A 25,837-nucleotide genomic window follows, 5' to 3' on the forward strand; every position below is an offset into this window, starting at 1 on the left:
GCCTTTTTTTTTTAATTCTGCGGATATTTCGATATTCATAAACACACCCAATTAAAATAAGAGTAAAAATTACCTATTCTACTTTCGCCAGAATTATCTAATATCACTCCAATCCATCGATTCAAGCCCGTTCCCATTACTTCCGCAGAAATAGAAAAATCGCGCGCCATGGAATCGGATTATTCATGTGCATTTCTGGAGAAAAAGAATGATCAGAAATAACATCGTACAAGGCGATAAGACCACGTCCGGCGGAGTGGTAATTGGCGCCAGTCTGAACTTTACAAATGAAGGTCGAATTCTGGCTGGCGAAGGCGACACGTGCACTTGCCCTGCTTGCCATTCTATAGGCCGCATTGTTTGCGTCGGACCGAGACACGAATGCATCTACGACGGCAGACAAGACGCATTGGAAGGCGATCTGGTTTTCTGCAATTGTCCAAAGCCTCATAAACTTATTGCAAGTATGAATAGCATGTGGCATGAAATGACTTCCGAGCAATTAATTGCGCAAGGTTATTCTTCCGTGCACGTCGATTTAGACGGCGCAAATGCTGATATGCCCATAGCGCCGTCGAACCCACCTTCAGGTTTGAGGTTTTTGCTGATCGAAAGCATTTCGAAAACCAGGCTTGTTCGTCGCCCGTATGTCGTAACGATAGATGGTGTCGAGAAATTCGGCGTTAGTGACATCGACGGCTATGCATGCGTGGAAGTGGATGAAGGTCAAATGATCGATATCCGTGTACTTTTCCAGTCGCCCAAGGGGCTGATCGATGTCTGATTTAAAAATCAAGACAGTGGCCAAGGCTACAACGGACTATTTGTTATCTCCGCCTCTGGAAATTACGGTTAACGATCGCGCAGCCACAAGAGATGCGATCATCAAACAGCTTAATCGCAATGGATGCAATTTTATAACTCGATCTGATTGGGCAGCACATAAAAACAAGTCGGAAAAGATGAAAGACGACTGGAATTATAAAAATATTGCTATTCATCATGCTGGAAGAAGTTATGCGTGCGGTCCGGGGGCGCTGCAACTCCAGGAGATTCAACGCTTCCAGATGGATAAAAGCATAAACTCCATGGATGACATCGGCTATCATTACGCGGTTGATTGTTCAGGAAATATTTTTGAGGGTAGGGATATTAGATTCAAAGGCGAGCACGTGCATAATTATAATACGGGTGTAATCGGCATCGTCCTTTTGCAGAACATGTCCACCCCGGAGGAGGGAGGAGATAGCATTTCACGGCTGAGGGTATTTTTAAAAAAAATGGGTTATAAAGATAATATCGAAATCCCCGAAAACCAGAGAAAAGCGCTTTCGATGCTGATTGATGTTCTATCCACATTTTTTCATATCTCGGTTTTGGGAGGACACCGTGAATTCCCTCGCCAGCTGGGAGAAGGGAAGATATGCCCCGGCAACGCAGGTCTATCTCTGATTAAATCCTTGAGAAAATCCAAGGGCCTGGCCGCACCGCAATCATGAAAATACTTTTAGCAATCTGCGTGCTGCTTGCAATCATCGGCAGCGTGCTGTTTATCGGATACACCCAGGCATACGTTGACGATGAACTCAAGACCCGCTTCTTCCGGAAGAAACACGCCACATTCCAGCTCGAATTCCGCAATCCCTATGCGCATGAAGGCGAGGACGTGCCGCTGCCGTTGCTGGATGCCAAAGAAAAGCGTGATTTGATCGAATACTGCAAATATCGATGGGGTATTGAAGACGCGAGCGATACCAGCCTGCAGCGCTGTGGCAGCCAGCCGATGTAGTCTCGCCGGTTGGCGCAGACGTGCCACGCGCATCACTTGTATGCCGGACTTTCACGGCTGTTTTTTATGGACTATCCCCACCCTCTTCCTGCCAACCCGCACGGTGCCCGCGGGCAGATCGGGTAAACTGCGGCTCTGACTTTTCTGAACCCAAAGCGCCCGATGTCCAACCCCATTCTGCCCGGCTTGTTGGTCTTGCACGGTAACCGTCTCGAAGACCTGCGCGCCGCGGTGTTTGAGTGGCTAAAGCGCTATCCGCTGGCGCCGCTGGAAGAAGCCGTGTTCCTGGTGCAAAGCAACAGCATCGCCGAATGGCTGAAGATGTCGTTGGCGCAGGAAACCGGCATCTGCGCCGCCACGCGCGTGCAGTTGCCGTCGCAGTTTTTATGGCAGTGCTATCGCGCCGCGTTGGGCCGCAGCGCGGTGCCGCAGGTTTCGCCACTGGATAAAGCGCCGCTGGCGTGGCGTTTGATGCGCGTGTTGCCCACCGTGCTGCAACAGCCGGGGTTTGAGCCATTACGGCATTTTCTGGCCGATGGCGACCCCGGCCGCCGCTATCAACTGGCGGAAAAGCTGGCCGACTTGTACGACCAGTACCAGGTGTATCGCGCCGATTGGCTGGCCGATTGGGCTCAGGGCCGCGACGTGATGCGCCCCGCCGCCGGCCCGGTGATTGCGCTGGATGAAGGCCAGCGCTGGCAAGCCGCGCTGTGGCGCACTTTGCAGGACGATGTGCCGGCGCCGTGGCGCGCCACCGGCCGCGACGGCGTGCATCGGCGTTTTGTCGCCGCCATGCAGGCCGGTGAGCAACCTGTGAGCGAGTTGCCGCGTCGCGTGGTGTTGTTTGGCATTTCGGCGTTGCCGCAGCAAACGCTGGAAGCGCTATCCGAGCTCGCCCGGCATGCGCAGGTGATGCTGGCCGTGCCCAATCCGTGCCGGTTTCATTGGGCCGACATTATGGAAGGCCGCGATCTGCTGCGCGCCACGCGCCAGCGCCATGCCGCGCGCGGTGCGCAAAACCTGGCCGAGGTCGATCTGGCCGATATGCATTTGCACAGCAATCCGCTGCTGGCGGCGTGGGGCCGCCAGGGCCGCGACTTTGTGCGCATGCTCGATGAATTTGACGACGCGTTGGCGGCGCAAGAACGCTTTAACACCCGCATCGATTTCTTTAGCGAGCCAGCCGATGACGCCCGCGCCCATGGCACGCCGCTGCCCTTGCTGACGCGCATTCAGGGCCAGATTCGCGATCTGGAACCGTTGCCCGCCGCCGCAGAACCGCTGCCCGCTGGCGATCGCTCGATTGTGTTTCAGGTCAGCCACAGCGCGCAGCGCGAAGTCGAGATTCTGCATGACCAGTTGCTACAACATTTTGCCGCGTCAGGCAGCGCGCTAACCCCGCGCGATGTGGTGGTGATGGTGCCCGATATCGAAACCTTCGCCCCCGCCATTCGCGCCGTGTTCGGCCAATACGGCGCACGCGATGCGCGGCATATTCCGTATCACATTGCCGACCAGAAAAACCGCGACGTCAATCCGGTGCTCAAGGCGATGGAATGGCTGTTGCGCTTGCCCGAACAACGTTGCCGCCTGAGCGAACTGCGCGATCTGCTGGATGTGCCCGCCCTCGCCCGCCGCTTTGGTCTGCATGAGGCCGATCTGCCGCGATTGGCGCAATGGATGGAAGGTGCGGGCGTGCGCTGGGGCTTGTCGCAGCAACAACGCGCGCAGCTGGAGCTGGCCGCCTGTGGCGAGCAAAACACGTGGTTGTTTGGCCTGCGCCGGATGTTACTGGGCTATGCCAGCGGCGATGGCGCCACCTTTGCCGGCATCGAACCGTATGGCGAAGTGGGTGGGCTGGACGCCGCGCTGGCGGGCTCGCTGGCGGCCGTGGTGGAGCAACTGCAAAGCTGGAGCGAGCAACTGCGCCAGCCTGCCAACCCCGCCGTCTGGAGCGAGCGTGGCCGCGCCTTGCTGGAGCAAATGTTTGATCCGCGCTCCGAAGCCGAACGCCTGACCGTGATTGCGCTGGAAACCGCGCTGCAACAGTGGCTGGAAGCCTGCGACATCGCCGATTTCGACGAAGCCGTTACGCTGCCGGTATTGCGTGAAGCCTGGCTGGGCCATCTGGACGAACCCACGCTTAACCAGCGCTTTATGGCCGGTGGCGTGACGTTTTGCACGCTGATGCCGATGCGCGCCATTCCGTTCCGGATTGTGTGTTTGCTGGGCATGAACGACGGCGACTATCCGCGCCGCGCCAATCGCAACGACTTTGATTTGCTGGCGGGTTTGTACCGGCCCGGCGATCGTTCGCGCCGCGACGATGATCGCTATTTGTTGCTGGAGGCCATGCTGGCCGCGCGCGACCAGTTGTACATCAGCTACGCCGGGCGCAATCCACGCGATAACAGCGAACAACCACCGTCGGTGTTGGTGGCGCAATTGCGCGATTACATTGCCGCCGGTTGGGGCGAAACCACGCTGCACGCGCTCACCATCGAACACCCGCTGCAGCCATTCAGCCGCCGCTATTTTGAGGGCGGCGCGTTGTTTACCTGGGCGCGCGAATGGCGAGCCGCGCATGAAGCAATCGCCCCCGTTGCCACCGCCAGCGCCAGCAGCGACTGGCTGCCCGCCGCCGATTTCCGCCTGGCGCTGACGCTACTGGCGCGCTTTCTGCAAAACCCGGTCAAAAGCTTTTTCCGGCAGCGGCTGGACGTGGTGTTTGCCGATGCCGATCTGGCCAGCGAAGACGAAGAACCGTTTGCACTGAATGGGCTGGAACAATATCAGCTGGTCAGCGAGTTGCTGGCGCATCTCGACCCCGCCAGCACCGCGCCATTGGCCGACAATATCGACGCCGCCGCGGCCCGCATTGCGCGCAGTGGCCGTTTGCCAATCGGGCCGCTGGGCCAGCGCGAAACCGCGCAACTGGCCGCGCAAGTCACGCCGGTGTGGCAACAATGGGTAAGCCAGATCGCCGCCTGGCCCAACGCCGGCAGCAAACAATTGCTGCACTTTGAACACGATGGTTTGACGCTGGAAGACTGGTTGGATGGTCTGCGCCAACAGGGCCAGCAACGCGCCTGGCTGCAGCTGTTGTCGGGCACGTTATGCGACAAGCAAGGCCAGCCGCGCGCCGATAAATTGCTGTTGGCCTGGCTGCGCCAACTGGTCGCCAGTGCATGCGGGCATCCAGTGATGGGCATCGTGGTGGCGCGTGATGCCACGCTGACCTTGGGCCAACCCGAGCGCGCCGACGCGCAAGCCGCATTACAAGACCTGTTGACACTGTGGCTGGCGGGCATGAATGCGCCGTTGCCGGTGGCGTGTCGCACCGCGCTCGCGTTTCTGACCCAGGCCACCGCCGACGCCATCGGCGCGTACGAAGGCACGCATGTTACGCAAGGCGAAAACGCCGAACCGTGCCTGGCACGCACCTATCCCGACTACGCCGCGCTGACCGCCGATGGCCGCTTTGCCGAGCTGGCCGAAGCTCTGTACGGCCCGCTGGAACGCTGGCTGAGCGAACGCGTACAAGTCACCCTGCACAGCAGCGCCCACGATGAGGAAACCGCCGATGTCTGAAGCGCCATCCCAACCGACCGCCCAGGCGCTGGACCCCGGCACCTTTCCGCTGTGGGGCAGCCGTTTGATCGAAGCCAGCGCGGGCACCGGCAAAACCTGGACCATCGCTGCCTTGTATGTGCGGCTGGTGCTGGGCCATGGTGACGACAACGGCTTTGTGCGCCCGTTGATCCCGGCCGAAATTCTGGTGATGACGTTTACCCGCGCCGCCACGCGCGAACTGTCGGACCGCATCCGCGCGCGGCTGGTGGAAGCGGCGCGTTGTTTTCGCGGTGAAGCCGAACCGGCCGCGCACGATGGCTTTTTGCGCGATTTGCTGGCCGCGTGGCCTGACGAGCACGCGCGCAAACAAGCCGCCTTGCGCCTGGCGTTGGCCGCGCAAGGCATGGATGAAGCGGCCGTGTTTACCATCGACGCGTGGTGCCAGCGCATGCTGCGCGAGCACGCTTTCGATAGCGGCAGTCTGTTCAACGAACAACTGGTGCAGGACGAATCCGAGCTGCTGCTGGACGCCACGCGCGATTACTGGCGCGAACATGTGTACCGGCTGGATGCCGCGGGTCTGGAGATGATCCTCAACATCGCGCGCAGCCCGGCGCAACTGGCGCGCAAGATGCAGTCGGTATTGCGGCTGAATGATCGCGCCCAGGGCGACGCTGATTTCTTTAATGCGTTGAGCACGCAGGCCGCGCACGTCGCGCAATTGCTGCAAGCCGCCCGCGACAGCTGGTGCGCCCATGCCGATGCGTTAACGCGCGCGTGGTTTGCCGCGCGTGAAAACGGCTGGCTGGCCACCGTGTCGTACAACCACAAAACCACCCCGTTTGAAATGCGCATGGACAGCATCCGCGTCTGGGCGGAAACCGGCGTGCTTAACCACGAAAAAACCAGCGACTGGCTGCGCAAACTTACGCCCACGCATCGCAGCTTGAGCAAGGCGGGCCAGACGGCGGATACCTCCGCGCTCGATCATCCCGCCTGCCACGCCATTGAACGCTGGCTGGATGCCGTCGCGCGCCTGTCCGACCTGCAAGCGGGCTGGTTGCTACACGCCGCCGACTGGATTGAACAGCGCATGCAGCAGCTTAAGAAACAGGCTGGCACCTTTGGTTTTGAAGACATGTTGCGGCGGCTGGATGCCGCATTGCGGGGCGGCAATGGCGTGGCCTTGCGCGCGCAAATCATCAAGCAATATCCGGTGGCGTTGATCGATGAATTCCAGGATACCTCGCCGCTGCAGTACCGCATTTTTGATGCGCTGTATCGCGTGGCCGACAACGATGCGCAGACCGGTTTGTTCTTGATTGGCGATCCCAAACAGTCGATCTACGGTTTTCGCGGCGCGGACATCCACAGCTATCTGTCGGCACGGCGCGCCACTGCGGGCCGCCACTATGTGCTGACACGCAATTTCCGCTCGGCCGAAGGCCTGGTGGCTGCGGCTAACCGGCTGTTTCATTACGCCGAAAGCAACTGGCCTGCGGGCGCATTCCGCTTTCGCACCGATTTGCTCAGCGACAATCCGCTGCCGTTTGATCGCGTTGATGCGCAAGGCCGCAGCGAAGTGCTGGTCGGGTGCGACGGCGCCTTGCCCGCGCTGACCTTTGCCTACAGCACCGCGCTGTTAAGCAGCAAAGAAACGCCGCGCCGCTACGCTGATTTATGCGCCGAACAAATGGTGACGTTGCTGAATGACCCCGCCGTCGGTTTCGCCCACGCCGACGGCCAGTTCCAGCGCCTGCAACCGGCTGATCTGGCGGTGCTGGTGCGCAACGGCAACGAGGCCGCGCTGGTGCGGCGCGCCTTGCAACGGCGCGGCGTGCCCAGCGTGTATTTGTCGGATAAGGACTCGGTGTTCGAAAGCCAGCAATCCATCGATATCCTGCGCTGGCTTACCGCCATTGCCGCGCCGCTGGATGCGCATGCCGCGCGCGCAGCGTGGGCGACAGCCACCGCCGGACTGGCTTTGTCCGAACTCGAAGCCTTGGCGCAAGACGATCTGGCGTGGGATGCGCGCATCGAACAGATGAAATCGCTGCATCTGGCCTGGCAGCGCCAGGGCGTGCTGGCCATGCTGCGGCAATGGTTGCACCTGCTGGATTTGCCCGCGCGCCTGCTGGCGCAAACCGGCGGCGAACGTGCGCTGACCAATCTGCTGCATCTGGCCGAATTGTTGCAAAGCGCCAGCCAGCGCCTGGATGGCGAACAAGCGCTGATCCGCTGGCTGGCCGAACAGATTGCCGGTGACGGCGACAGCGGCGACGAGCGCATCGTGCGGCTGGAAAGCGATGCCGAGCTGGTGCAGATCGTTACCGTGCATAAATCCAAAGGCCTGGAATACCCGCTGGTGTTTCTGCCGTTTGCGCACAGCTACCGCGCGGTGGATCGCCGTGGCGCCAGCGTAATCGAATATCTGGATGAGGCAGGCCAGCGCCAGGTGTCGTTTGACCTGAGCGACGAAGCCCTGCGCCGCGCCGATGCCGCGCGTTTGCAAGAAGATTTGCGCCTGCTGTATGTGGCCGTCACCCGCGCGCGCCATGCCATGTGGCTGGGCGTGGCCGTCACCTATGCGGGCCAAAGCCCGAAACCTTTGCTGGATAAAAGCGCGCTCGGCTATTTGCTGGGCGGCGGCAGCCCGGTGTCCGAAGCCGATTTGCCGCTTGCGTTGGCCACGTTGCAAGCCGGAACGCCGCCGCTGGCGCTGCTGCCGATTGCCGACGAGCCACCGCCGTTTACCCGGTTGCAGGCACGTGAGCAAGCGCCCGCGCTGCCGCCCGCGCCGCATTATGTCGGCACTATTGATCAGGACTGGAGCATCGCCAGTTTCTCCTCGCTGATCCGCGACCTGCGCGCCGAGGGCATCGAAGCCGCCACCAGCGCGCGCGACGATACGCTGCAGGAAACCCCCGACGAAACCCCGGTCCGCCACACCGACCAGGCCGCGTGGCATCGCTTTCCGCGCGGCCCACTGCCCGGCACCTTGCTGCACGACCAGCTGGAATGGCTGGCGCGCCAGGGTTTTGACTATGCCGCCACCGAGGATTTCGCCACCGCCATGGCCGCGCGCTGCAAACGCGTGGGCTGGAGCAACCGCGAAGCCGATGTGATCGAATGGCTGCGAGCGATTGCGCTCACGCCGTTGCAACCGTTGGGCATTGCGCTGGCGCAATTGCCGCCAAAGCAAACGCTGGCGGAAATGGAGTTCTGGTTTCCCACCGCCGAACTGTTGAGCACGCGCATCGACGCCTTGTGCCGCCAATATCTGTTGCCGGAACAACCACGCCCCATCCTGGCCGCGCGTACTTTACGCGGCATGGTGAAAGGCTATGTCGATCTGGTGTTTGAACACGAAGGCCGCTATTGGCTGGTGGATTACAAATCCAATGCGCTGGGCGTGCGCGATGCCGATTACAGCGAGGGCCGTCTGGCCGCCGCCATGGCCGAACATCGTTACGACGTGCAAGGCACGCTGTATTTGCTGGCGCTACATCGGCTGCTGCAACAACGCCTGGGCGAGCATTACAACCCCGCGCAGCATCTGGGCGGCGCGGTCTACTTTTTCTTGCGCGGCATCAACGGCCCCGAAGCGGGCTGTTATGTGTTGCCCGCGCATCCGCAACTGATCAACACGCTGGACGCCAGCCTTAAAGACCATGAGCCAGCGTAAATCACACGCCGATACCTTAAGCGGCGATCTGTTTGACAGCTTGCCGCCCGCGCCGCAACTGACCGTGCCCGCGCTACTGCTCGAATTGCAAAGCTGGACCGAAGCAGGCTGGTTGCGTCGGCTCGATCTGGCCTTCGCCCGCTTTATGGCCGAACTAGACCCCAGCGCCGCACCCGAACTGATACTGGCCAGCGCGCTGGTGGCGCATATGGAAGGTCGCGGCCACAGTTGCCTGGTGCTGGCGGACTTGCTGACCGAACCGCACACCTTGCTGAACTGGCCCAGCGACGGCCTGACTGCCCTGCTGCAGACGCTGCGGCAACTGGCCAGCAGCACGCACGACTGGCTGCACGCGTTGCGCGCCAGTGCCGTGGTCACCGCCAGCGCGGCTCTCGACGCCATGCCACCCCTGGTGTTGCTGGATGGCCGCCTGTATCTACGGCGCTATTTTGATTACGAACAGCGCGTGGCCAGCCAGATTCTGGCGCGCGTGGGTGGCGCCGACGAAACCGCAGATGCAGCGACGTTGCGGCCCTTGCTGGACCGTTTGTTTGGCCAGAGCGATACGCAAGACTGGCAGAAAATCGCCTGCGCACTGGCGGCGCGCGGCCGTTTTAGTGTGATTACCGGCGGCCCCGGCACGGGCAAAACCTATACGGTGGCGCGGCTGTTGGCGCTGCTGTTTGCCAACGCCGCGCAACAAGGCGCGGCCGACCGTCTGCGTATCGCGCTGGCGGCTCCCACCGGCAAGGCGGCGGCGCGGCTCAAGCAATCGATCGACAAAGCCCTGGCTGGCCTGCAGCAACAATTGCCCGGTCTGGCGCTGACTGAATTGGCCACGCGCATGGGCGCGGCGCGCACTTTGCATGCCTTGCTGGGCGCTCGGCCCGATACGCGCAAGCTGCAACACCACGCCGGCAATCCACTCGATATCGATGTGCTGATCGTTGACGAAGCCTCGATGATCCACCTGGAAATGATGGCGGCGCTGCTTGATGCGCTACAGCCGCATACCACGCTGATTTTGCTGGGCGACAAAGACCAGCTGGCATCGGTCGAGGCCGGTGCGGTGCTGGGCGATTTGTGCCGCGAAGCCGAAGCCGCCGCCTATACGCCGCAAACAATGCAATGGATTGCCGCCGCCACCGGCCAGCAGCTGGATGTGCAATGGCAAGGCCACGGCAGCGCGCTGGCGCAACACACGGCGATGTTGCGCGTCAGCCGCCGTTTCTCCGGCCCGATTGGTGAACTGGCACGTGCGGTGAATGCCGGCGACGCCAGCGGCGCACTGCATATTCTGCAAGCGCCTAACGAAGGCGAAATCGGCTGGACCAACCACGCCCGGCCCACCGCCGTAGTCAACCTGGCGTTGCAAGGCCGCGACGGCGCACCGGGTGGCTATCGCAGCTATCTGGACGTGCTGAACGCGGGCCCCACCGCCCACGCCAGCCACGACGAATGGGCGCGCCAGATCCTCACCGCCTTTGACCGCATGCGAGTGCTGTGTGCATTGCGCGATGGTGAATGGGGCGTGTCCGGGCTCAATGGCGCCATCGAAGGCGCTTTGGTGGAACGTGGTTGGTTGCGCAAACGCGGCGAATGGTACGCCGGCCGGCCGGTGATGATTACGCGCAACGATTACGCCACCGGCGTGTTTAACGGCGACATCGGCATCGCCCTGCCCGCGCCGGGCCGCAACGAAGCGCTGCGTGTGTATTTTCTGGAAGGTGACCTGGTGCGCTCGGTGCTGGCCAGCCGCCTGGCCGATGTGGAAACCGCGTTTGCGATGACGGTGCACAAATCGCAAGGCTCCGAATTTGAGCACACGGTGCTGGCGCTGCCCGATGAAGGCAGCCAGATTCTGACGCGCGAGCTGATCTATACCGGTATCACCCGCGCGCGGCTGCACTTTACTCTGGTGAGCGCGGACGCCCGCGTCTTCAGCGCCGCGGTCACCCATCGCACGCGCCGCGCCAGCGGACTTGAACAAGCGTTACAGAGACCCCATTAATGGCCGGGCGCGACGGTGCTACAATCCGTCGCGCTGTCGATCTATTGCCCCATCAACCCGGAGTAACACCATGAAAACGCGTGATAAAACGCTGGTGCCGCGCAATCCGTTTGCCGTCGCCGCCAGCCTGCGCAAAGCAGGCGCCCATGAAAAAACCGAAAAGACCAAACGCCGCGACGCCCGCCAGGCCCTCAAACGCGAACTGGCCCAGGCGGATTTTAAAAAGGGGGGTTCGAAAACCAAAACGGGAGCGTTTTTAACAAACGCTCCCGTTTTGGTTTTTGCCGCAACCCACTGAACGCCCCGTAATCCGCCCACGCATAGGGTGGGTCAAGACCCACCACACAAAGCCACCCAGCAACACGCAACCGCCCGCGCCCCCTTCCCGGCCCCCGGAAGTCGGTTCTAAACAGAAACGCCTGGAAACGTCTGGCCCCCCCCATGTGCAACACCATCACCGCAACGCAAACCGCCTCACCGTTCACGCCCGCCCAGTAAGCACCCTCACCAGGAGCCGTCCTGGTTATCGCCACGTGTGCATTTAGGCAATCTACGGTCTGCGCGCCACACGGCGCGCGAATCTCCGTGTTTGTGTTTGTTGTTGGCCCGCCCGAGCAATCTGGCGGGCTATTTTTTTGCCCAAAGCCCGCACGCCACCAACGCAACCAAGGCCGGGTGTAACCATCCATCCACACGCCGCCACCCTAAGGTGCAACCGCATTGCATGGCGGGTTGCACCTTCTGTATGCTCGCACTCGTTTATGACAGTCGTTATGCCGTTGGCGTATCGCCAGCCGCTCAAAACGCGTTCGATTTCTACTGGAGCAACCGAGTCTATGAGCACCACTACGCTGGGGGTCAAGCTGGATGACCTCACCCGGGATCGCCTTAAAACCGCCGCGCAGCAACTGGAGCGCACGCCGCACTGGTTGATCAAACAAGCAATTTTTAATCTGCTGGATCAGGTCGAGCGCGGCCATCCCGTGGTGGCGCTGCCCGACGAGGCCGACGCGGCCGCAACGGATGAAGCGCCCAAGCGCGATGGCTCGGTGCAACCTTTTCTTGAATTTGCCCAGAATGTGCAGCCGCAATCGGTGCTGCGCGCCGCCATCACCGCCGCATGGCGTCGCCCCGAAACCGAATGCATTCCGCTATTGCTGCAACAAGCGCGCATGCCCGAGGCGCAAGCCAAGGCCGCCACGCAACTGGCGCATACACTGGCGGGCAAATTGCGCGCGCAAAACCCGGGCGCCAGCCGCGAAGGCCTGGTGCAGGGTTTGATTCACGAATTCTCGCTGTCGTCGCAAGAAGGCGTGGCGCTGATGTGTCTGGCTGAAGCGCTGTTGCGCATCCCGGATAAAGCCACGCGCGATTCGCTGATCCGCGACAAGATCGCGCGCGGCAACTGGCATTCGCATATCGGCCAAAGCCCGTCGCTGTTTGTCAACGCCGCCACCTGGGGCTTGTTGCTGACCGGCAAGCTGGTGTCCACACACACCGAATCGGGCCTGTCCACGGCGCTGACCCGCATCATCGGCAAGCGCGGCGAGCCGGTTATCCGCAAGGGCGTCGATATGGCGATGCGCTTGATGGGCGAACAGTTTGTGACGGGCGAAACCATCTCCGAAGCATTGGCCAATGCGCGCAATTTTGAGGGCCACGGTTTCCGTTACTCGTACGACATGCTGGGCGAAGCGGCCATGACCGATGCCGATGCCCACGCCTATATGGCGTCGTACGAACAAGCCATCCGCGCCATCGGCCAGGCCTCGGGCGGGCGCGGTATTTACGAAGGCCCGGGTATTTCGATCAAGTTGTCGGCGCTGCATCCGCGCTATAGCCGCGCACAGCACGAACGCGTGATCAGCGAGCTGTATCCGCGCGTGAAGGCGCTGACCGTGCTGGCGCGCCAGTTTGATATCGGCATCAATATCGATGCCGAAGAAGCCGACCGCCTCGAAATCTCGCTCGATTTGCTCGAACGCCTGTGTTTTGAGCCCGAACTGGCCGGCTGGAACGGCATTGGTTTTGTGGTGCAGGCGTATCAAAAACGCTGCCCCTATGTGCTTGATTACATTATTGATCTGGCCAAACGTAGCGGCCACCGCCTGATGATCCGGCTGGTGAAAGGCGCGTATTGGGATAGCGAAATCAAACGCGCGCAAATCGACGGCCTGGAAGGCTATCCGGTGTATACGCGCAAGGTTTACACCGACGTGTCGTACCTGGCCTGCGCGCGCAAACTGCTGGGTGCGCCCGAAGCGGTGTACCCGCAATTTGCCACGCACAATGCACACACGCTGGCGGCGATTTATCAGATGGCGGGCCAGAACTATTACCCCGGCCAGTATGAATTCCAGTGTCTGCACGGCATGGGCGAGCCGCTATACGAACATGTGGTGGGCAAGGCGGCCGAGGGCAAACTCAACCGTCCCTGCCGCATTTATGCGCCGGTGGGCACGCACGAAACGCTGCTGGCTTATCTGGTGCGCCGTTTGCTGGAAAACGGCGCCAATACCTCGTTCGTCAACCGCATCGCCGATCAATCGATTGCGCTGGAAGACCTGGTGGCCGACCCCGTCGTGGTGGTCGAACAAATGGCCCGGCAGGAAGGCACGCAAGGCCTGCCGCACCCGAGCATTCCGCTGCCGCGCGCCTTGTATGGCGAAGCGCGCGCCAACAGCGCCGGGCTGGATCTGGCCAACGAGCAACGTCTGGCGTCGCTGTCCGCCGCCTTGTTAACCGACCACGCCTGGCTGGCCACGCCGCCCCACGCCGCCGCAGGAGAGAAACAAGCCGTGCGCAATCCGGCCGATCACCGGGATGTGGTGGGCTATGTGGTCGAGGCCGCGCTGGACGACGTGGCCGCCGCCCTCACCCGCGCGCAGAACGCCGGCCCGATCTGGCAAGCCACGCCCGCCGTCACCCGCGCTGCCTTGCTGGAACGCGCTGCTGATCTGATGGAAGCCGAGATGCAAACGCTGATGGGCCTGATCGTGCGCGAAGCAGGCAAGACGCTGAGCAACGCGATTGCCGAAGTGCGCGAAGCGGTCGACTTTTTGCGTTATTACGCGGCGCAAGTGCGCGGCAGCTTTAGCAACGACACGCATCGCCCGCTCGGCCCCGTGGTCTGCATCAGCCCATGGAATTTTCCGCTGGCCATCTTTACTGGCCAGGTGGCCGCCGCGCTGGCTGCCGGCAATACCGTGCTGGCCAAACCAGCCGAGCAAACGCCGTTGATCGCCGCCCAGGCCGTGCGCATTCTGCACGAAGCCGGCGTGCCGCAAGACGCGGTGCAATTGCTGCCGGGCCAGGGCGAAACCGTCGGCGCGGCGCTGGTGGGCGACGCGCGCGTCAAAGGCGTGATGTTTACCGGCTCGACCGAAGTGGCGCGCATTCTGCAACGCAATCTGGCGGGCCGGCTGGATGCACATGGCCAACCGATACCGCTGATTGCCGAAACCGGCGGCCAGAACGCGATGATTGTTGATTCGTCCGCGCTGGCCGAACAGGTGGTGGGCGATGTGCTGGCTTCGGCGTTTGATAGCGCGGGCCAACGCTGCTCGGCGCTGCGCGTGCTGTGTTTGCAAGAAGACGTGGCCGATCGTGTGTTGACCATGCTCAAAGGCGGTCTGGCCGAACTGGTGGTGGGCAACCCCGACCGCCTGGCCACCGACGTGGGCCCGGTGATCGACGCCGAGGCGCAACGCAATATCAATAGCCATATCGATGCGATGCGCGCGCGCGGGCGCAAGGTGCATCAGGTGCAAACCGGCGCGGCCTGCAATCAGGGCAGTTTTGTGCCGCCCACGCTGATCGAGCTGGATAGCCTGGCCGAACTGGAACGCGAGATTTTCGGCCCGGTCTTGCACGTGGTGCGGTGGCAACGCACGGCGGACCAGGCGGGGCTGGATGCGTTGATTGATGACATCAACGGCACCGGCTATGGCCTGACCCTGGGCATCCATACCCGCATCGACGAAACCATCGCGCACATTGTCGAACGCGCGCAGGTGGGCAATCTGTACGTTAACCGCAATATCGTGGGCGCCGTGGTGGGCGTGCAGCCGTTTGGCGGCGAAGGCCTGTCGGGCACCGGCCCCAAAGCGGGCGGCCCGCTGTATCTGCATCGCCTGCTCAGCAGTTGCCCGCGCGATACGCTGCATGCCGCCGTGCTGCTGACCTCGGGCAACGGCGCACCGTTTGAAACCGCCGCCCGCGAGCAATTGCTGCAACCGTTGCAAGCGCTGGCGCAATGGTCGGCCCAGCACGCGCCGCAGCATGTGGCCTTGTGCGAACGCCTGAGCGCCGCCACCGCCGTCGGCGCGGCGGTCACCCTGCCCGGCCCCACCGGCGAACGCAATACCTACACGCTGCTGCCGCGCGAACACGTGCTGTGCGCACTACCCGCCAACGGATCACGCGACGATCTGCTGGCGCAAATTGCCACGGTACTGGCCGTGGGTAGCAAGGCCGTAGTGCTGGATGGCCCGTATGCCGCCGTGGTGCGCGAGTTACCGAAAGCCGTGCAAGCGCGCATTGATGTGCAGCCCGCCGGCAGCGATCTGGCCACGCTGAACATCGACGCCGTGTTGCACCATGGCGATGCCGACCAGCTATTGGCGCTGACCGCCGCCATGGCGCAACGCAGCGGCCCGATTGTAAGCGTGCAAGGCCTGGCGCCGGGCGAGGATGGCTTTGCACTGGAACGCCTGCTGATCGAACGCTCACTGTCGGTGAACACCGCCGCTGCCGGCGGCAACGCCAGCCTGATGACCATCAGCTAAAGCGCGGGCCGCCAGACGACACGGCGCAAGCAAGACGGGGCGTAGCGGCATGGGCTAATCTGAAGCCCATGACCGCCACGCCCCGTCTTTTTATTGGCCTTTCGCCGCCCGATGCCGTGCGCCAGCCGCTAACGCAAGTGCGCCACCACGTGCATACCCGCTTTGGGGGCCGCGTGGTGACGACGGCCAATCTGCATTTAACCCTGGCATTTCTGGGCGCGACGCCCGCGGCCCGCACCACCGAGCTGGTGCGGCTGATCGACGCGCTGGCCTTCACGCCGCTTGACCTGACGCTGGACCAGATCGGCAGTTTTGATCGCGCCCGCGTGGTATGGATCGGCTTAAGCCGCCATCAAACGGCACTGGATACATTGGTGCAAGCGCTACGCGCCGAATTGCGCGCAGGCCAGTTCCCCACCGAAGACCATCCATTTAATGCGCATGTAACGCTGCTGCGCAAAGCCACCTGCCTGACCGAACCGGTGGAAACCATCCACTGGCGGGCGGATACGATCTGCTTGTATGAATCGGTTTCGACGCCGGAAGGCGTGCGCTATGACGTGCTGCATCGGCGGACGGTATAGCGCCACCGGCCTATTCCCCGCCCGCCTGCACTGATCGCGCTACTTCCAGCAAGGCGCGCGCCTGGCTGACGATGGCATTTAAATGCGCGGCCACCTCGCATTGTTCTTCGGCATCCAGTTCCGCTGCGCCGTTGACGGCGGCCAGCTCACAAATGGAATCGAGATCAAGCAGAATCTCTTCAAAATTGAGGCCCCACTCCACGCCATCGTGCAGTAACGCGCGATGCAATTCGCCCAGGCGTTGGGTAAGACTGGCAAGGCCAATTTCATGACGCGCAAACGCGTCAACCGCTTGCTGGATTTCGCTGAGGAGCAACACACGCATCGGTTTGGGTCTCCGGACTTGTTGCAAGTCGTGTCTAAAGTAAAACGTATTGCCGCGTGGGGCAACCCAGGATCAGCATATTAATTTGAGCAGCGGGATTTTTTTTGCAATATACGTGAGCACTAATGCAATTAACAAAACCACTGCGGCGAGTAAGGGAATGGCAAACGCAGGATTGAATAGCGATCCGGTAATCTGTTTAAACGTCAGCACATCCAGAATTGCGGGATGAACCAGATACACACCGAATGACAAATTAGCTGCTTTCCTGGCCATGAGATGATTTTTGAATGGAAATTGGGCAAGCCGCACTAACATGAATACGCACACCGCCATTGCCATCACATTCAGGCTGAGATTTTTATAAAAATAGCCATCCAGCGCGGATAAATCGAATGTGGTTTTCCAATACCCCAACGCCGTAATCAAAAACCCCACAATAAATCCGGCGAATAGCGCAGACCTGTGACGCCGCACTAATTCGAGCGGAATTATCGCCAGCACGTAGCCGAGAAAAAAGTAAGGGATATAACTAATAAACCGATTGCTGAACAGCGCATTCCCGTCCCCTTGCGACCATAAGGCATTGGCCGCGGCCAAACCCAACAGCAGCGCGGCAAGAAACGCCAATTGCCGCGGCGAAGAATGGCGCGCCACGATTCGGAAAAACGGGGTAAACAAATACATACCGGCAATCATGTAGAGAAACCACATGTGGTAATACGGATAGCCACGCATTACCGCGATCAGTATGTCCGCAGCGGTGATGGGCTGCCCTCTGATCTGCGCCTTAAGCAAGGACCAGCCCAAATAAAAAGTCGTCCAGAATAACAAAGGCACCAGAATACGCCGGGCACGCTTGTTATAAAAATCCCGCAGCGATTCGTCTTTAGCAGGATCCAGCAATACCGCGCCACTGGCCATTACAAACACCGGCACCGCCCAGCGCATTGCGGAATCATAAAGATTGGCGATCCACCATTGCGTCGTCGCAATATCGCCATGCGTGACCAGACCCGCGCCTGCCACATGCAGAATAACCACCGCGATAATCGCCAGTATTTTTGCATTATCAATCCAGAGCATAGATCACCATTAATCCCGAAATAGCTGCATTCAAGCAATGGCGAAATCATACGCATAAAGGCGGCATCGCCTTTGCGGACTGATCTTAAAGTGGGGGTTGCTGCTGCAGCATTCCGGCGACCGACTAAAACAGTCGAGTGTGGAATTGGGGGTGCTTGAAGACTGCCATGTTCACAGCTCGCCAGGTTTTCGCGTCACACAGCCCAAGGGCTTATAACCGTAACGAGGGCGGCCTCGTAGGGCGCAGTGTCGCGCGATGCAACGGCAAACCCCCGAGAAGCGGCGATGGCGGCAATGTAGCCATCGGGAGTCGGAAAACCTCGGCCCGCCGCTTTAGCCTTCACCGCCAGTTCGGCATAGCAGCGCGCTGCGTTTGTATCAAACGGCAGCACGCGACCTTTGAACAGGTCCATCAAGCCATCCACCACCAGTATCAGCTTGTCCTAGCGCTTGCCGGTCGGCAGCGCGGCAACGCCGAACAATAATTCGGCGAGCGTGACACTGGAAAGATATAAAGTCTCTGCCGCCTGGTCGTTCAACCAGGCCAGCACGGCCACGTCAGGGGTGGCCTTCATCGCCTCGGACAACATTCGTATCGAGGACGATCATTCAAAACTCAGCGGCTCAGCCGGCGTTTTATCCTGGACCTGATTCAGGATCTCAACATCTTCATTCGTAAGGCCAATTTTTCGCCCCAACGCCGCAAGGGCGTCGCCAAGCCATACCCGATGTTGCGGCTTGACCGCGCTTGCCAGAATCTCACGGACTTCCGCCTCAGTACTTCGCCCATGCTGCGCGGCCTGCACTCGCATTGCGCGATGAACGTCGTCAGGCAGGTTTCGGACAGTCAGCATTGCCATGATTGCATCCCACTTAAAATGTATGTCACGCATGCAATTTATTGAGCTGAATGCATTGGTGCAAGCGAAGCTTCACGTGCGCCGGCAACCAAGGTGTGGGACTGATTTCCTTATCCAATCCCGCACCTGCAGTCCCCGCTACGGAAACACCGCCCCCTGCACCGCCAGCACCCCGCTGCGCCCTTCAATCTCGGCCATCTCCACGTGGTGGTACGGCAAACGCGCCAGGTCGATCGAATCGCACAACTCGGCCGTCGAGACCAACTGGTAGCCTTGCGCTTTCCAGCCTTCCAGCAAGCGTTCAAACACCGGCAGCAGTTTCATGCCTTCCAGTTCGGCGTGCAGGGTGTACACGTGGCCGTAGGGGGTTTCTTCGGCGGTCAGGCGCAGGATGTGTTCGTGCACGTTGTCCGGCGTCAGGCCGTCCACGCCGATCAGTTCGTCCAGCGTGGGCAGTGTGGATGGCAGTTGTGGCACGCGCACCAGTTCGCCTTTCACCACCGGCCAGAACGGATGCGTGCCGCGCACGTCGGAGGCGTAGCGCATGCCCAGTTTTTGCTCGAAGCGGTAGGCGTGTTCGTTCATTTGCCAGCCCGCGGCACCGTGGGTGCGGGCGGGTTCGCCAAAGATGCTCTGAAAACGTTCGAACGCGACTTTCATCTCGGCTTGCGTCCAGGCGGCGTCGGCGTTGGCGACGCCGTCTTGCCAGCGGATATGGTCCCAGGTATGGATGCCGTTCTCGAAGCCGGCGGCAGCCACGTCGCGCATGATGCCGGCGCAGCGTTTGCCGATGTCCGGGCCCGGCAGCAGCGTGCCGTACATCAAGGTTTTAAAGCCGTAATGTTCGACCACCGAGGTACGCGACACTTTTTTCATAAAGCCGGGGCGGAACACGCGTTTGATGGCGCGGCCGGTATGGTCGGGCCCGAGGCTCCACAAAAACGTGGCGTTGGCGCCGTGGCGTTTTAGCGCTTCCACCAGCGCGGGAATGCCTACGCGCGTGCCGCGATAGGTATCGACATCAATTTTGAGAGCAAGAAGACGCATACATCCGCATTCAGGTAACAGATCAGGTTGGATCAGCGGCTGGCGGGTTCAGAGGCCGTGGCCTTGCCGGCGCGCTTGAGCATTTCGTGTTCCATGGCGGCAAACTGGCGCTGCAGCTGGCTTTTGGCCGAACCGGCGCCCAGGCTGCCGACCAGCGAGGAGCTGGGCGTCCATTGGGCGCGGTAGCTTACCACGGTCTCGCCGTTTTTCTCGCTCAGCGTACTGACGCTTTCCATCGCGCCGGAATCGCCGCCCACGGTGTGCGCCTTGATTTCGGATTGCGGCGTTAATGTCAGTTCACGCACCGAATCATAGTTAACGTGGAACAAACCCGCGGCTACCTTGCCGGTTTGCTCTACCTTCCACACATTGCCGTTTTTTTCGAGAATCTTGCTGGACGCCAGATTGGGAATAAACGCGGTCATGTGTTCAAAGTCGGTGAGTACGCCCCAGGCGATTTCACGCGAGACGGGCACGCTGAACTGGGTGTCCAGCTCAACGGTGTCACCATTTTTGGTGACGTGCGCTTCGGGTTGGCTGGCGCCGGCATCGGCGGCAAACGCCACGGGGGCGCACAACATCAACATACACAGCGCGGAAGACAGCAGTTTCATTGCAGCACCTCAATAATGGCCAGCCCCAGTTCGTAAAGTTTGCCGCGCTCGACTTCGTGGCAGCGCTTGACCTGCACGTGCGCCGCAAACGGCGTGCGTGGGCCAGGGCCCGAGACGGGCGGCATTACCAATACATCGAAGGTTTCGTCGGGACGGGGCACATAGCTGGTGCGTATGGTCAGACCCCCTACGCTGAGGTCGGTGCAGATGCCATAAGCCGGCATACTCGAACTTTTGAACCGCAGCTTGACCTTGCAGTTCATCGGTATACGCCGTGCGGTGCGTTGCTCGCGCTGACCCATCTTGCCCCCGCGCAGCGCATGCATGTGCGCCGCTGTTATTTAAGACGAATGTACGGATTGTGGCAGCTGGTGCAGCGCGAGGATGTCAGTGGGCGGCGGATTACGCTCAGGATTCGCGCGTAACGCGCCAGACCTCTTCCAGACTGGTTTCGCCGCGTAAAACGCGACGCAGGCCATCCTGGCGCATGGTCAGCATGCCGTGCTGTTGGGCATAGGCTTTCAGGTCTTGCTCGGCCGCGCGCGCGTGGATCATGGTGCGCACGGCTTCGTCCACCTGAAACAACTCGTAGATGCCGGTACGGCCACGATACCCGGCGCCATTGCATTCGGCACAGCCCACCGGTCGGTAGATCACCGGCGCATCCGTTCCTTCAAAGGCCATGCGTTCGTCCGGCAGGGGCTCATCCGGACGGCGGCAGACCGGGCACAGTTTGCGCGCCAGTCGTTGCGCCAGCACCCCCAATAAGGACGAGGCCAGCAGAAACGGTTCGATGCCCATATCCACCAGCCGGGTGACGGCGCTGACCGAGTCGTTGGTGTGCAGGGTGGCCAGCACCAGGTGGCCGGTCAGCGAGGCCTGCACCGCAATCTGCGCGGTTTCCAGATCGCGGATTTCGCCGATCATGATGACGTCCGGATCCTGCCGCAGAATGGCGCGCAGCGCGCGCGCAAAGCTCATGTCGATGCGCGGGTTGATCTGGGTCTGGCCCACGCCGTCCAGGTCGTACTCGATCGGGTCTTCCACCGTCATGATGTTGGCGACTTGCGCATCCATGCGCGACAGCGCGGCGTACAGCGTAGTGGTTTTGCCCGAGCCCGTCGGGCCCGTCACCAGCACAATGCCGTGCGGCTGGTTGAGCATGCCTTGCAGGATATCGAGCGTATCGCGCCCCATCCCCAGCTTTTCCAGATCAAGCCGGCCCGCGGTTTTATCCAGCAAACGCAGCACCGCGCGTTCGCCATGGCCGGTGGGCAATGTCGACACCCGCACATCCACCGGGCGACCGGCAATGCGCAGCGTAATGCGGCCATCTTGCGGCAAGCGTTTTTCGGCGATATCCAGCCCCGCCATCACCTTGATCCGCGACACCAGCGCCGAGTGCAACGCGCGCTTGGGTTCAAGGATGTCACGCAGATTGCCATCGACGCGAAAACGCACCACCGAGCGCGTTTCAAACGGCTCCAGGTGCAAGTCGGAGGCGTTTTCGCGCAGCGCTTCAGTCAGCAAGGCGTTAATCAGCCGGATGATGGGCGCGTCGTCTTCGGTTTCCAGCAAATCTTCGATTTCAGGCAGTTCTTGCGCCAGCCGCGACAGATCGATATTGCTTTCCAGGTCGTACGCCACCGACGCCGAAGCGCCGCCCGCATTGGAAAACAGCTGTGTCAGGCGGCTGTCGTAAACATCGGCATCCACCAGCTCCACGGTCAGCGGGCGTTGCGCCACGCGGCGCAGTTCGCTTAACGCCGACAATTCGGCACCCCGGCGCATCAACACATGCACCGAGTCGAATTCCTGCGCGATGTCGACGACGCCGTTATCGCGGGCAAAGTGATAAGGAACCAGGCGTGCGCTCACTTGGCGGGTGCCCCCGTCATGTCAGCCGGTTTAGACGCATCAGCGGGCGCCGGGATCGGGCCAGCCGATGGCGTGGTGGCGTTAACGCCCGAGGCATCATCCGGCGATGGCCGCGTGGTATCCGGCACGGTCAGATCTTGCGAGTTGTAACGCGTGTTGCCGGTTTTGAGGCGTGCGGCGCCGTTCAGATCAGGCAGCACCACATCCGGCACGGCCGGCAGCGCGGCGCTATCCGACATCTTGAAGTTCTGCTGCACGCCGCGGATATAGCCGTAGCGGTCGCTGGTCAGCGAATCGGTATCCTTGCTGTCGTACAGGATCACCGGGCGCAAAAACACCATCAGGTTGGTCTTGGACCAGTTGCGCGCCTGGTAGCGGAACAAGCCGCCTATCCACGGCAGATCGCCCAGCAGCGGCACTTTGTTTTCGCCATTCTGCGAAGAATCTTCCAGCAAACCGCCCAGCACGATGGTCTGGCCGTTATCCACCAATACGCGCGATTCAATGGTGCGCTTTTTGGTGGCCAGGCCGCCGCCCGACGTATTGACCGTGCTATCCACGCCCGAGACTTCCTGGTACACCTGCATGGTGATCGCGCCGCCTTCCGACACCTGCGGCCGCACCGCCAGCGTGATACCGACGTCCTGACGCGTATAGGTATTAAACGGGTTGGTATTGGAACCGCTGGAGGCGGTCTGGCCGGTCAGGATCGGGATGTTCTGGCCGACCATGATCTTGGCTTCTTCGTTGTCCAGCGTCACCAGGTTAGGTGTGGACAACACATTGGCGTCGCCCTGGTTTTGCAGCGCCGACAACAACAAGCCGACGGTGGGGCTCTTGCCGTCGCCGGTCAGCGAACCATTGACCACGCCCACGTTAAAGCCGGTTGGCAGCGAGCTGTAATCCTTGCTGGCCGCGGCGGTGACGATGGTGCCGAGCGCGTTGCTCAGCGTGCCCACGCCCGACAGCGACGACAAACCAATTACCGATGCCGATGAGCTGGAGCCGCCCAGCACCCATTGCACGCCCAGTTCATTGGCCTTGCTGGCGTTGACTTCGGCGATGATGGCTTCGACATAAACCTGGGCGCGGCGCACATCCAGCTTGTCGATCACGCTGCGCAGGTTGTTGTAGATATTGTCCGGCGCGGTAATCACCAACGAGTTGGTCATTTGATCGGCCTGCAGCAATACGGTGGCGCCGCCAATCTGCACGCTGGTGCCGGTGCTCTGGCTGCTGTTATTGCTATTGCTGTTGTTGCTGGACGACAAACCGCCGGTGCTACCCGTGCCGGACGTACCGGTGCTGCTGGTGCTGGAAGTGCTGCCGGCGGTGCCGCTGCTGTTGGTCGATGAGGTGGACAAGCCTTGGCTGGAGCTGCTGTTGCCGCCATCCTGGCCGGTCAGAATGCCGCGCAGCGTGCCCGCCAGTTTGACGGCCTCGGCATTGCGCAAATAAACCACATGGATATTGCCACCGGCCGCGCCGGGACTATCCAGCGTGGCCACCAGGCGTTTGATCTGCGTGGCCACGGCGGTGTTTTCGCTGCGCACCAGCAAGGAATTGCTGCGCAAATCCGGCACCACCGTGCTGCGACGTATGCCCTCGCCCAGCTGGTTGGCGGGCGAAACGCCTTGCATGGCGATTTCGGGCATCAGCTTGGCCAGCGTTTGTGCCACATCCAGCGCCGAGGCGTACTTCAAGGTAATCGGGAAAATGTCCGATGAGGATGGCTGGTCAATGTTCTCGATAATGCGATTTAACCGGCGCACGTTATCGGCGTAATCCGTAATCACCAGCGTATTGCCAGCGGCATATGCAGCCACGGCATTATTGGGCGAGACCAGCGGGCGCAAAATCGGCACCAGTTGCGATGCCGATTCATATTTAAGCGGATACACCTGGGTGACAATCCGGTCGCCATTCAATTTCATATGCGCGCTGCCGGTGGCGCTGTAATGCTGTTTGGCATCGGCTTCGGGCATGACTTTGATCACGCCATTGGATTCCAGCGCGGTAAAGCCTTGTTGGCGCAATGCGGAAAGCAGAATCGGATACACGGCGTCTTTGGACACCGGTTCTGACGAAATGATATTGACCGTGCCTTTAACGCGCGGATCGATGACAAAGTTTTTGCCCGAAATCAGGCCGATTGCCTTGATCGTGGATTCAATATCGGCGTTAACGAAATTGAGCATCACGGTATTGTCGGCCGCCTGGACCAACTGGCTGGCCAACAAACAAGCAATTAACAAAGAGCGCACACGAGGTTTCATGGAAGTCCGTCAAGGCTGAATCTGATAACTCAAACGCAAATTGCTGCCGTGGCGCACCACCACCAATGCAACTTGCGATTGCTGACTGAATTGCGTGTAAAGCGTCGAGATATCCGAAGTCGTATTGAGGTTCTGCCCATTAATCGACTTCAGCACATCGCCATTCTGTAATCCGAGCGGGCCCGCAAAGGGCTGGGCGGCCGCGTTATCAATCTGGATGCCGCCGCCATTGGCGTTGCCGATGCCCTTGGCCCAATCGGCCACATTGCCGTTTTGCATGGCCGCAGCCAGCTGGCCGCGTGTGACGGTACTGCTGCTGCCCTGCGTAGCGCTGGAGGCGGCGGCCGCTGTGGGTTTGGCCGGTTCAACGCCTGGAATACCCGGCGGGATGGCCGGGCCACCGCCCGGTGGCGCATTGGTCATCACCGGCTGCATCTGCATTTGCGCAGGGTCGCCGGTTTGCGCGCCCGCCGCTGCGGCCGCTGAGGCATCCGCGCCTTGCAGCGGAATATTCTCGGTATGGCCGCCGTTATCCACTTCCACGTGGTCGCGCGTTACCTTCAGCAATTTGACGCCCGGTTGCAGTTCCTGGCCCACCTTGGCGGCCACGGGGTCCGGGCCCAGCCCGGTAAAGATGGCGGCGCTATAACTATCGCCGCCTGCAATGACCGCAATCAGTTGCGCCGCCAGCGTGGTGGGGCCGGTGGCGACGGCGGCCTGGCCAAACCATACAGGCGCGTTATTCCACGCCATTTGCTGGGCCGGCAAAGGCTGGATCGGTGGCGCCAGGCGCACTTGCGGCGAATGCGGGGCAAAGATTTGCCAGAACAGGCCTGCGCCCGTCCATGCAAGCACCACCAGCAACACCAGCTCCAGCCATAAGGGAGCGCGTGCCACCATGAAGGATTGGAATCTTGAAGCTTTCACCGGAAATACATCTTTATGCGAATAAGGGGCCATTTATACCGCAATGGGCGCGCTCGTTGCTACCCGCACCGAGTTACGCAGTTGGGCGCATGCCAATCAGGCAACGCCCTCTAAAAATATTTCAGCCCGATTGCAAAAAAAAATTGACCACCCTTTTTGCGTATGCTTTAATGCGCACCTCTCGAAAGACGAGGGGCGATTAGCTCAGTTGGTAGAGCGCCTGCCTTACAAGCAGGATGTCGGCGGTTCGACCCCGTCATCGCCCACCACTGCGGAGTGGTAGTTCAGTTGGTTAGAATACCGGCCTGTCACGCCGGGGGTCGCGGGTTCGAGTCCCGTCCACTCCGCCAGCATTCCAGGAAAGCCGCTTTTTTATAAAGCGGCTTTTTCTATTT

At 60.9% G+C, this 25,837-nt stretch carries 20 protein-coding genes and 2 tRNA genes; 11 read left to right on the plus strand and 11 right to left on the minus strand.

The window, feature by feature from the left end:
• Window positions 1–208 precede the first annotated feature (208 nt).
• The 9 genes from WG78_RS22220 to thpR all read left to right on the plus strand — a co-directional run bounded on the left by WG78_RS22220 (window position 209) and on the right by thpR (window position 16,429).
• Complete coding sequence (locus WG78_RS22220; protein WP_083459326.1) at window positions 209–784, plus strand: PAAR domain-containing protein; 576 nt, start codon at window positions 209–211, stop codon at window positions 782–784.
• Window positions 777–1,499, plus strand: a complete 723-nt coding sequence (locus WG78_RS17825) for a peptidoglycan recognition protein family protein (RefSeq protein ID WP_053939186.1) — start codon at window positions 777–779, stop codon at window positions 1,497–1,499. Before WG78_RS22220 ends, WG78_RS17825 begins: the two co-directional genes overlap by 8 nt.
• Entirely contained in the window at window positions 1,496–1,789 is a 294-nt protein-coding gene (locus WG78_RS17830; protein ID WP_152969282.1) for a hypothetical protein, read from the plus strand. Before WG78_RS17825 ends, WG78_RS17830 begins: the two co-directional genes overlap by 4 nt.
• A gap of 162 nt (window positions 1,790–1,951) precedes the next feature.
• Window positions 1,952–5,380 carry an exodeoxyribonuclease V subunit gamma gene (gene recC / locus WG78_RS17835; RefSeq protein ID WP_053939188.1) on the plus strand — a complete coding sequence of 1,143 codons (3,429 nt, stop codon included), beginning with the start codon at window positions 1,952–1,954 and terminating at the stop codon, window positions 5,378–5,380.
• Window positions 5,373–9,047: an exodeoxyribonuclease V subunit beta gene (recB, locus tag WG78_RS17840; protein ID WP_053939189.1), complete on the plus strand. Its 3,675-nt coding sequence runs from the start codon at window positions 5,373–5,375 to the stop codon at window positions 9,045–9,047. Before recC ends, recB begins: the two co-directional genes overlap by 8 nt.
• Complete coding sequence (gene recD, locus WG78_RS17845; protein ID WP_083459328.1) at window positions 9,034–11,058, plus strand: exodeoxyribonuclease V subunit alpha; 2,025 nt, start codon at window positions 9,034–9,036, stop codon at window positions 11,056–11,058. The genes recB and recD overlap by 14 nt, the downstream gene beginning before the upstream one ends.
• A 70-nt stretch (window positions 11,059–11,128) precedes the next feature.
• The gene (locus WG78_RS22855; protein ID WP_053939190.1) at window positions 11,129–11,356 is read left to right on the plus strand and encodes a hypothetical protein; all 228 of its coding nucleotides are present in this window, start codon (window positions 11,129–11,131) and stop codon (window positions 11,354–11,356) included.
• 538 nt (window positions 11,357–11,894) lie between these two features.
• Window positions 11,895–15,845 carry a trifunctional transcriptional regulator/proline dehydrogenase/L-glutamate gamma-semialdehyde dehydrogenase gene (gene putA / locus WG78_RS17855; RefSeq protein ID WP_053939191.1) on the plus strand — a complete coding sequence of 1,317 codons (3,951 nt, stop codon included), beginning with the start codon at window positions 11,895–11,897 and terminating at the stop codon, window positions 15,843–15,845.
• 68 nt (window positions 15,846–15,913) lie between these two features.
• Window positions 15,914–16,429, plus strand: coding sequence for an RNA 2',3'-cyclic phosphodiesterase (thpR, locus tag WG78_RS17860; RefSeq protein ID WP_053939192.1), 516 nt, complete (start codon window positions 15,914–15,916; stop codon window positions 16,427–16,429).
• 10 nt (window positions 16,430–16,439) lie between these two features.
• On the opposite strand, the gene WG78_RS17865 is transcribed toward thpR, so the two are convergent.
• The 11 genes from WG78_RS17865 to WG78_RS17910 all read right to left on the minus strand — a co-directional run bounded on the left by WG78_RS17865 (window position 16,440) and on the right by WG78_RS17910 (window position 25,415).
• A complete protein-coding gene (locus WG78_RS17865) occupies window positions 16,440–16,754 on the minus strand; it encodes a hypothetical protein (protein ID WP_053939193.1) in 315 nt (104 codons plus the stop codon).
• A gap of 72 nt (window positions 16,755–16,826) precedes the next feature.
• Window positions 16,827–17,840, minus strand: coding sequence for an acyltransferase (locus WG78_RS17870; protein WP_053939194.1), 1,014 nt, complete (start codon window positions 17,838–17,840; stop codon window positions 16,827–16,829).
• A gap of 194 nt (window positions 17,841–18,034) precedes the next feature.
• Complete coding sequence (locus WG78_RS23175; RefSeq protein ID WP_236692072.1) at window positions 18,035–18,253, minus strand: PIN domain-containing protein; 219 nt, start codon at window positions 18,251–18,253, stop codon at window positions 18,035–18,037.
• A gap of 30 nt (window positions 18,254–18,283) precedes the next feature.
• Complete coding sequence (locus WG78_RS23180; protein WP_236692073.1) at window positions 18,284–18,430, minus strand: PIN domain-containing protein; 147 nt, start codon at window positions 18,428–18,430, stop codon at window positions 18,284–18,286.
• Between the two features lie 15 nt (window positions 18,431–18,445).
• Entirely contained in the window at window positions 18,446–18,700 is a 255-nt protein-coding gene (locus tag WG78_RS17880) for a FitA-like ribbon-helix-helix domain-containing protein (protein ID WP_053939212.1), read from the minus strand.
• 138 nt (window positions 18,701–18,838) lie between these two features.
• The gene (locus tag WG78_RS17885; RefSeq protein WP_053939195.1) at window positions 18,839–19,747 is read right to left on the minus strand and encodes a polysaccharide deacetylase family protein; all 909 of its coding nucleotides are present in this window, start codon (window positions 19,745–19,747) and stop codon (window positions 18,839–18,841) included.
• A gap of 32 nt (window positions 19,748–19,779) precedes the next feature.
• Entirely contained in the window at window positions 19,780–20,361 is a 582-nt protein-coding gene (locus WG78_RS17890; protein ID WP_053939196.1) for an SRPBCC family protein, read from the minus strand.
• Window positions 20,358–20,687, minus strand: coding sequence for a PilZ domain-containing protein (locus tag WG78_RS17895; protein WP_053939197.1), 330 nt, complete (start codon window positions 20,685–20,687; stop codon window positions 20,358–20,360). The genes WG78_RS17890 and WG78_RS17895 overlap by 4 nt, the downstream gene beginning before the upstream one ends.
• An 82-nt stretch (window positions 20,688–20,769) precedes the next feature.
• Complete coding sequence (gspE, locus tag WG78_RS17900) at window positions 20,770–22,239, minus strand: type II secretion system ATPase GspE (protein ID WP_053939198.1); 1,470 nt, start codon at window positions 22,237–22,239, stop codon at window positions 20,770–20,772.
• Window positions 22,236–24,515, minus strand: coding sequence for a type II secretion system secretin GspD (gspD, locus tag WG78_RS17905; protein ID WP_083459330.1), 2,280 nt, complete (start codon window positions 24,513–24,515; stop codon window positions 22,236–22,238). The genes gspE and gspD overlap by 4 nt, the downstream gene beginning before the upstream one ends.
• Before the next feature lie 9 nt (window positions 24,516–24,524).
• Window positions 24,525–25,415: a type II secretion system protein N gene (locus tag WG78_RS17910; protein WP_053939200.1), complete on the minus strand. Its 891-nt coding sequence runs from the start codon at window positions 25,413–25,415 to the stop codon at window positions 24,525–24,527.
• A 220-nt stretch (window positions 25,416–25,635) separates the two neighbouring features.
• Between WG78_RS17910 and WG78_RS17915 the strand changes: the two genes are divergently transcribed.
• Both WG78_RS17915 and WG78_RS17920 read left to right on the plus strand, forming a co-directional pair.
• Window positions 25,636–25,711: transfer RNA gene (locus tag WG78_RS17915), tRNA-Val, on the plus strand.
• Window positions 25,712–25,715: 4 nt separating this feature from the next.
• A tRNA-Asp gene (locus WG78_RS17920) sits at window positions 25,716–25,792 on the plus strand.
• Window positions 25,793–25,837: the final 45 nt, after the last annotated feature.

Origin of the sequence: Amantichitinum ursilacus, assembly GCF_001294205.1 — a bacterium.
Classification (GTDB): Bacteria; Pseudomonadota; Gammaproteobacteria; order Burkholderiales; family Chitinibacteraceae; genus Amantichitinum; species Amantichitinum ursilacus.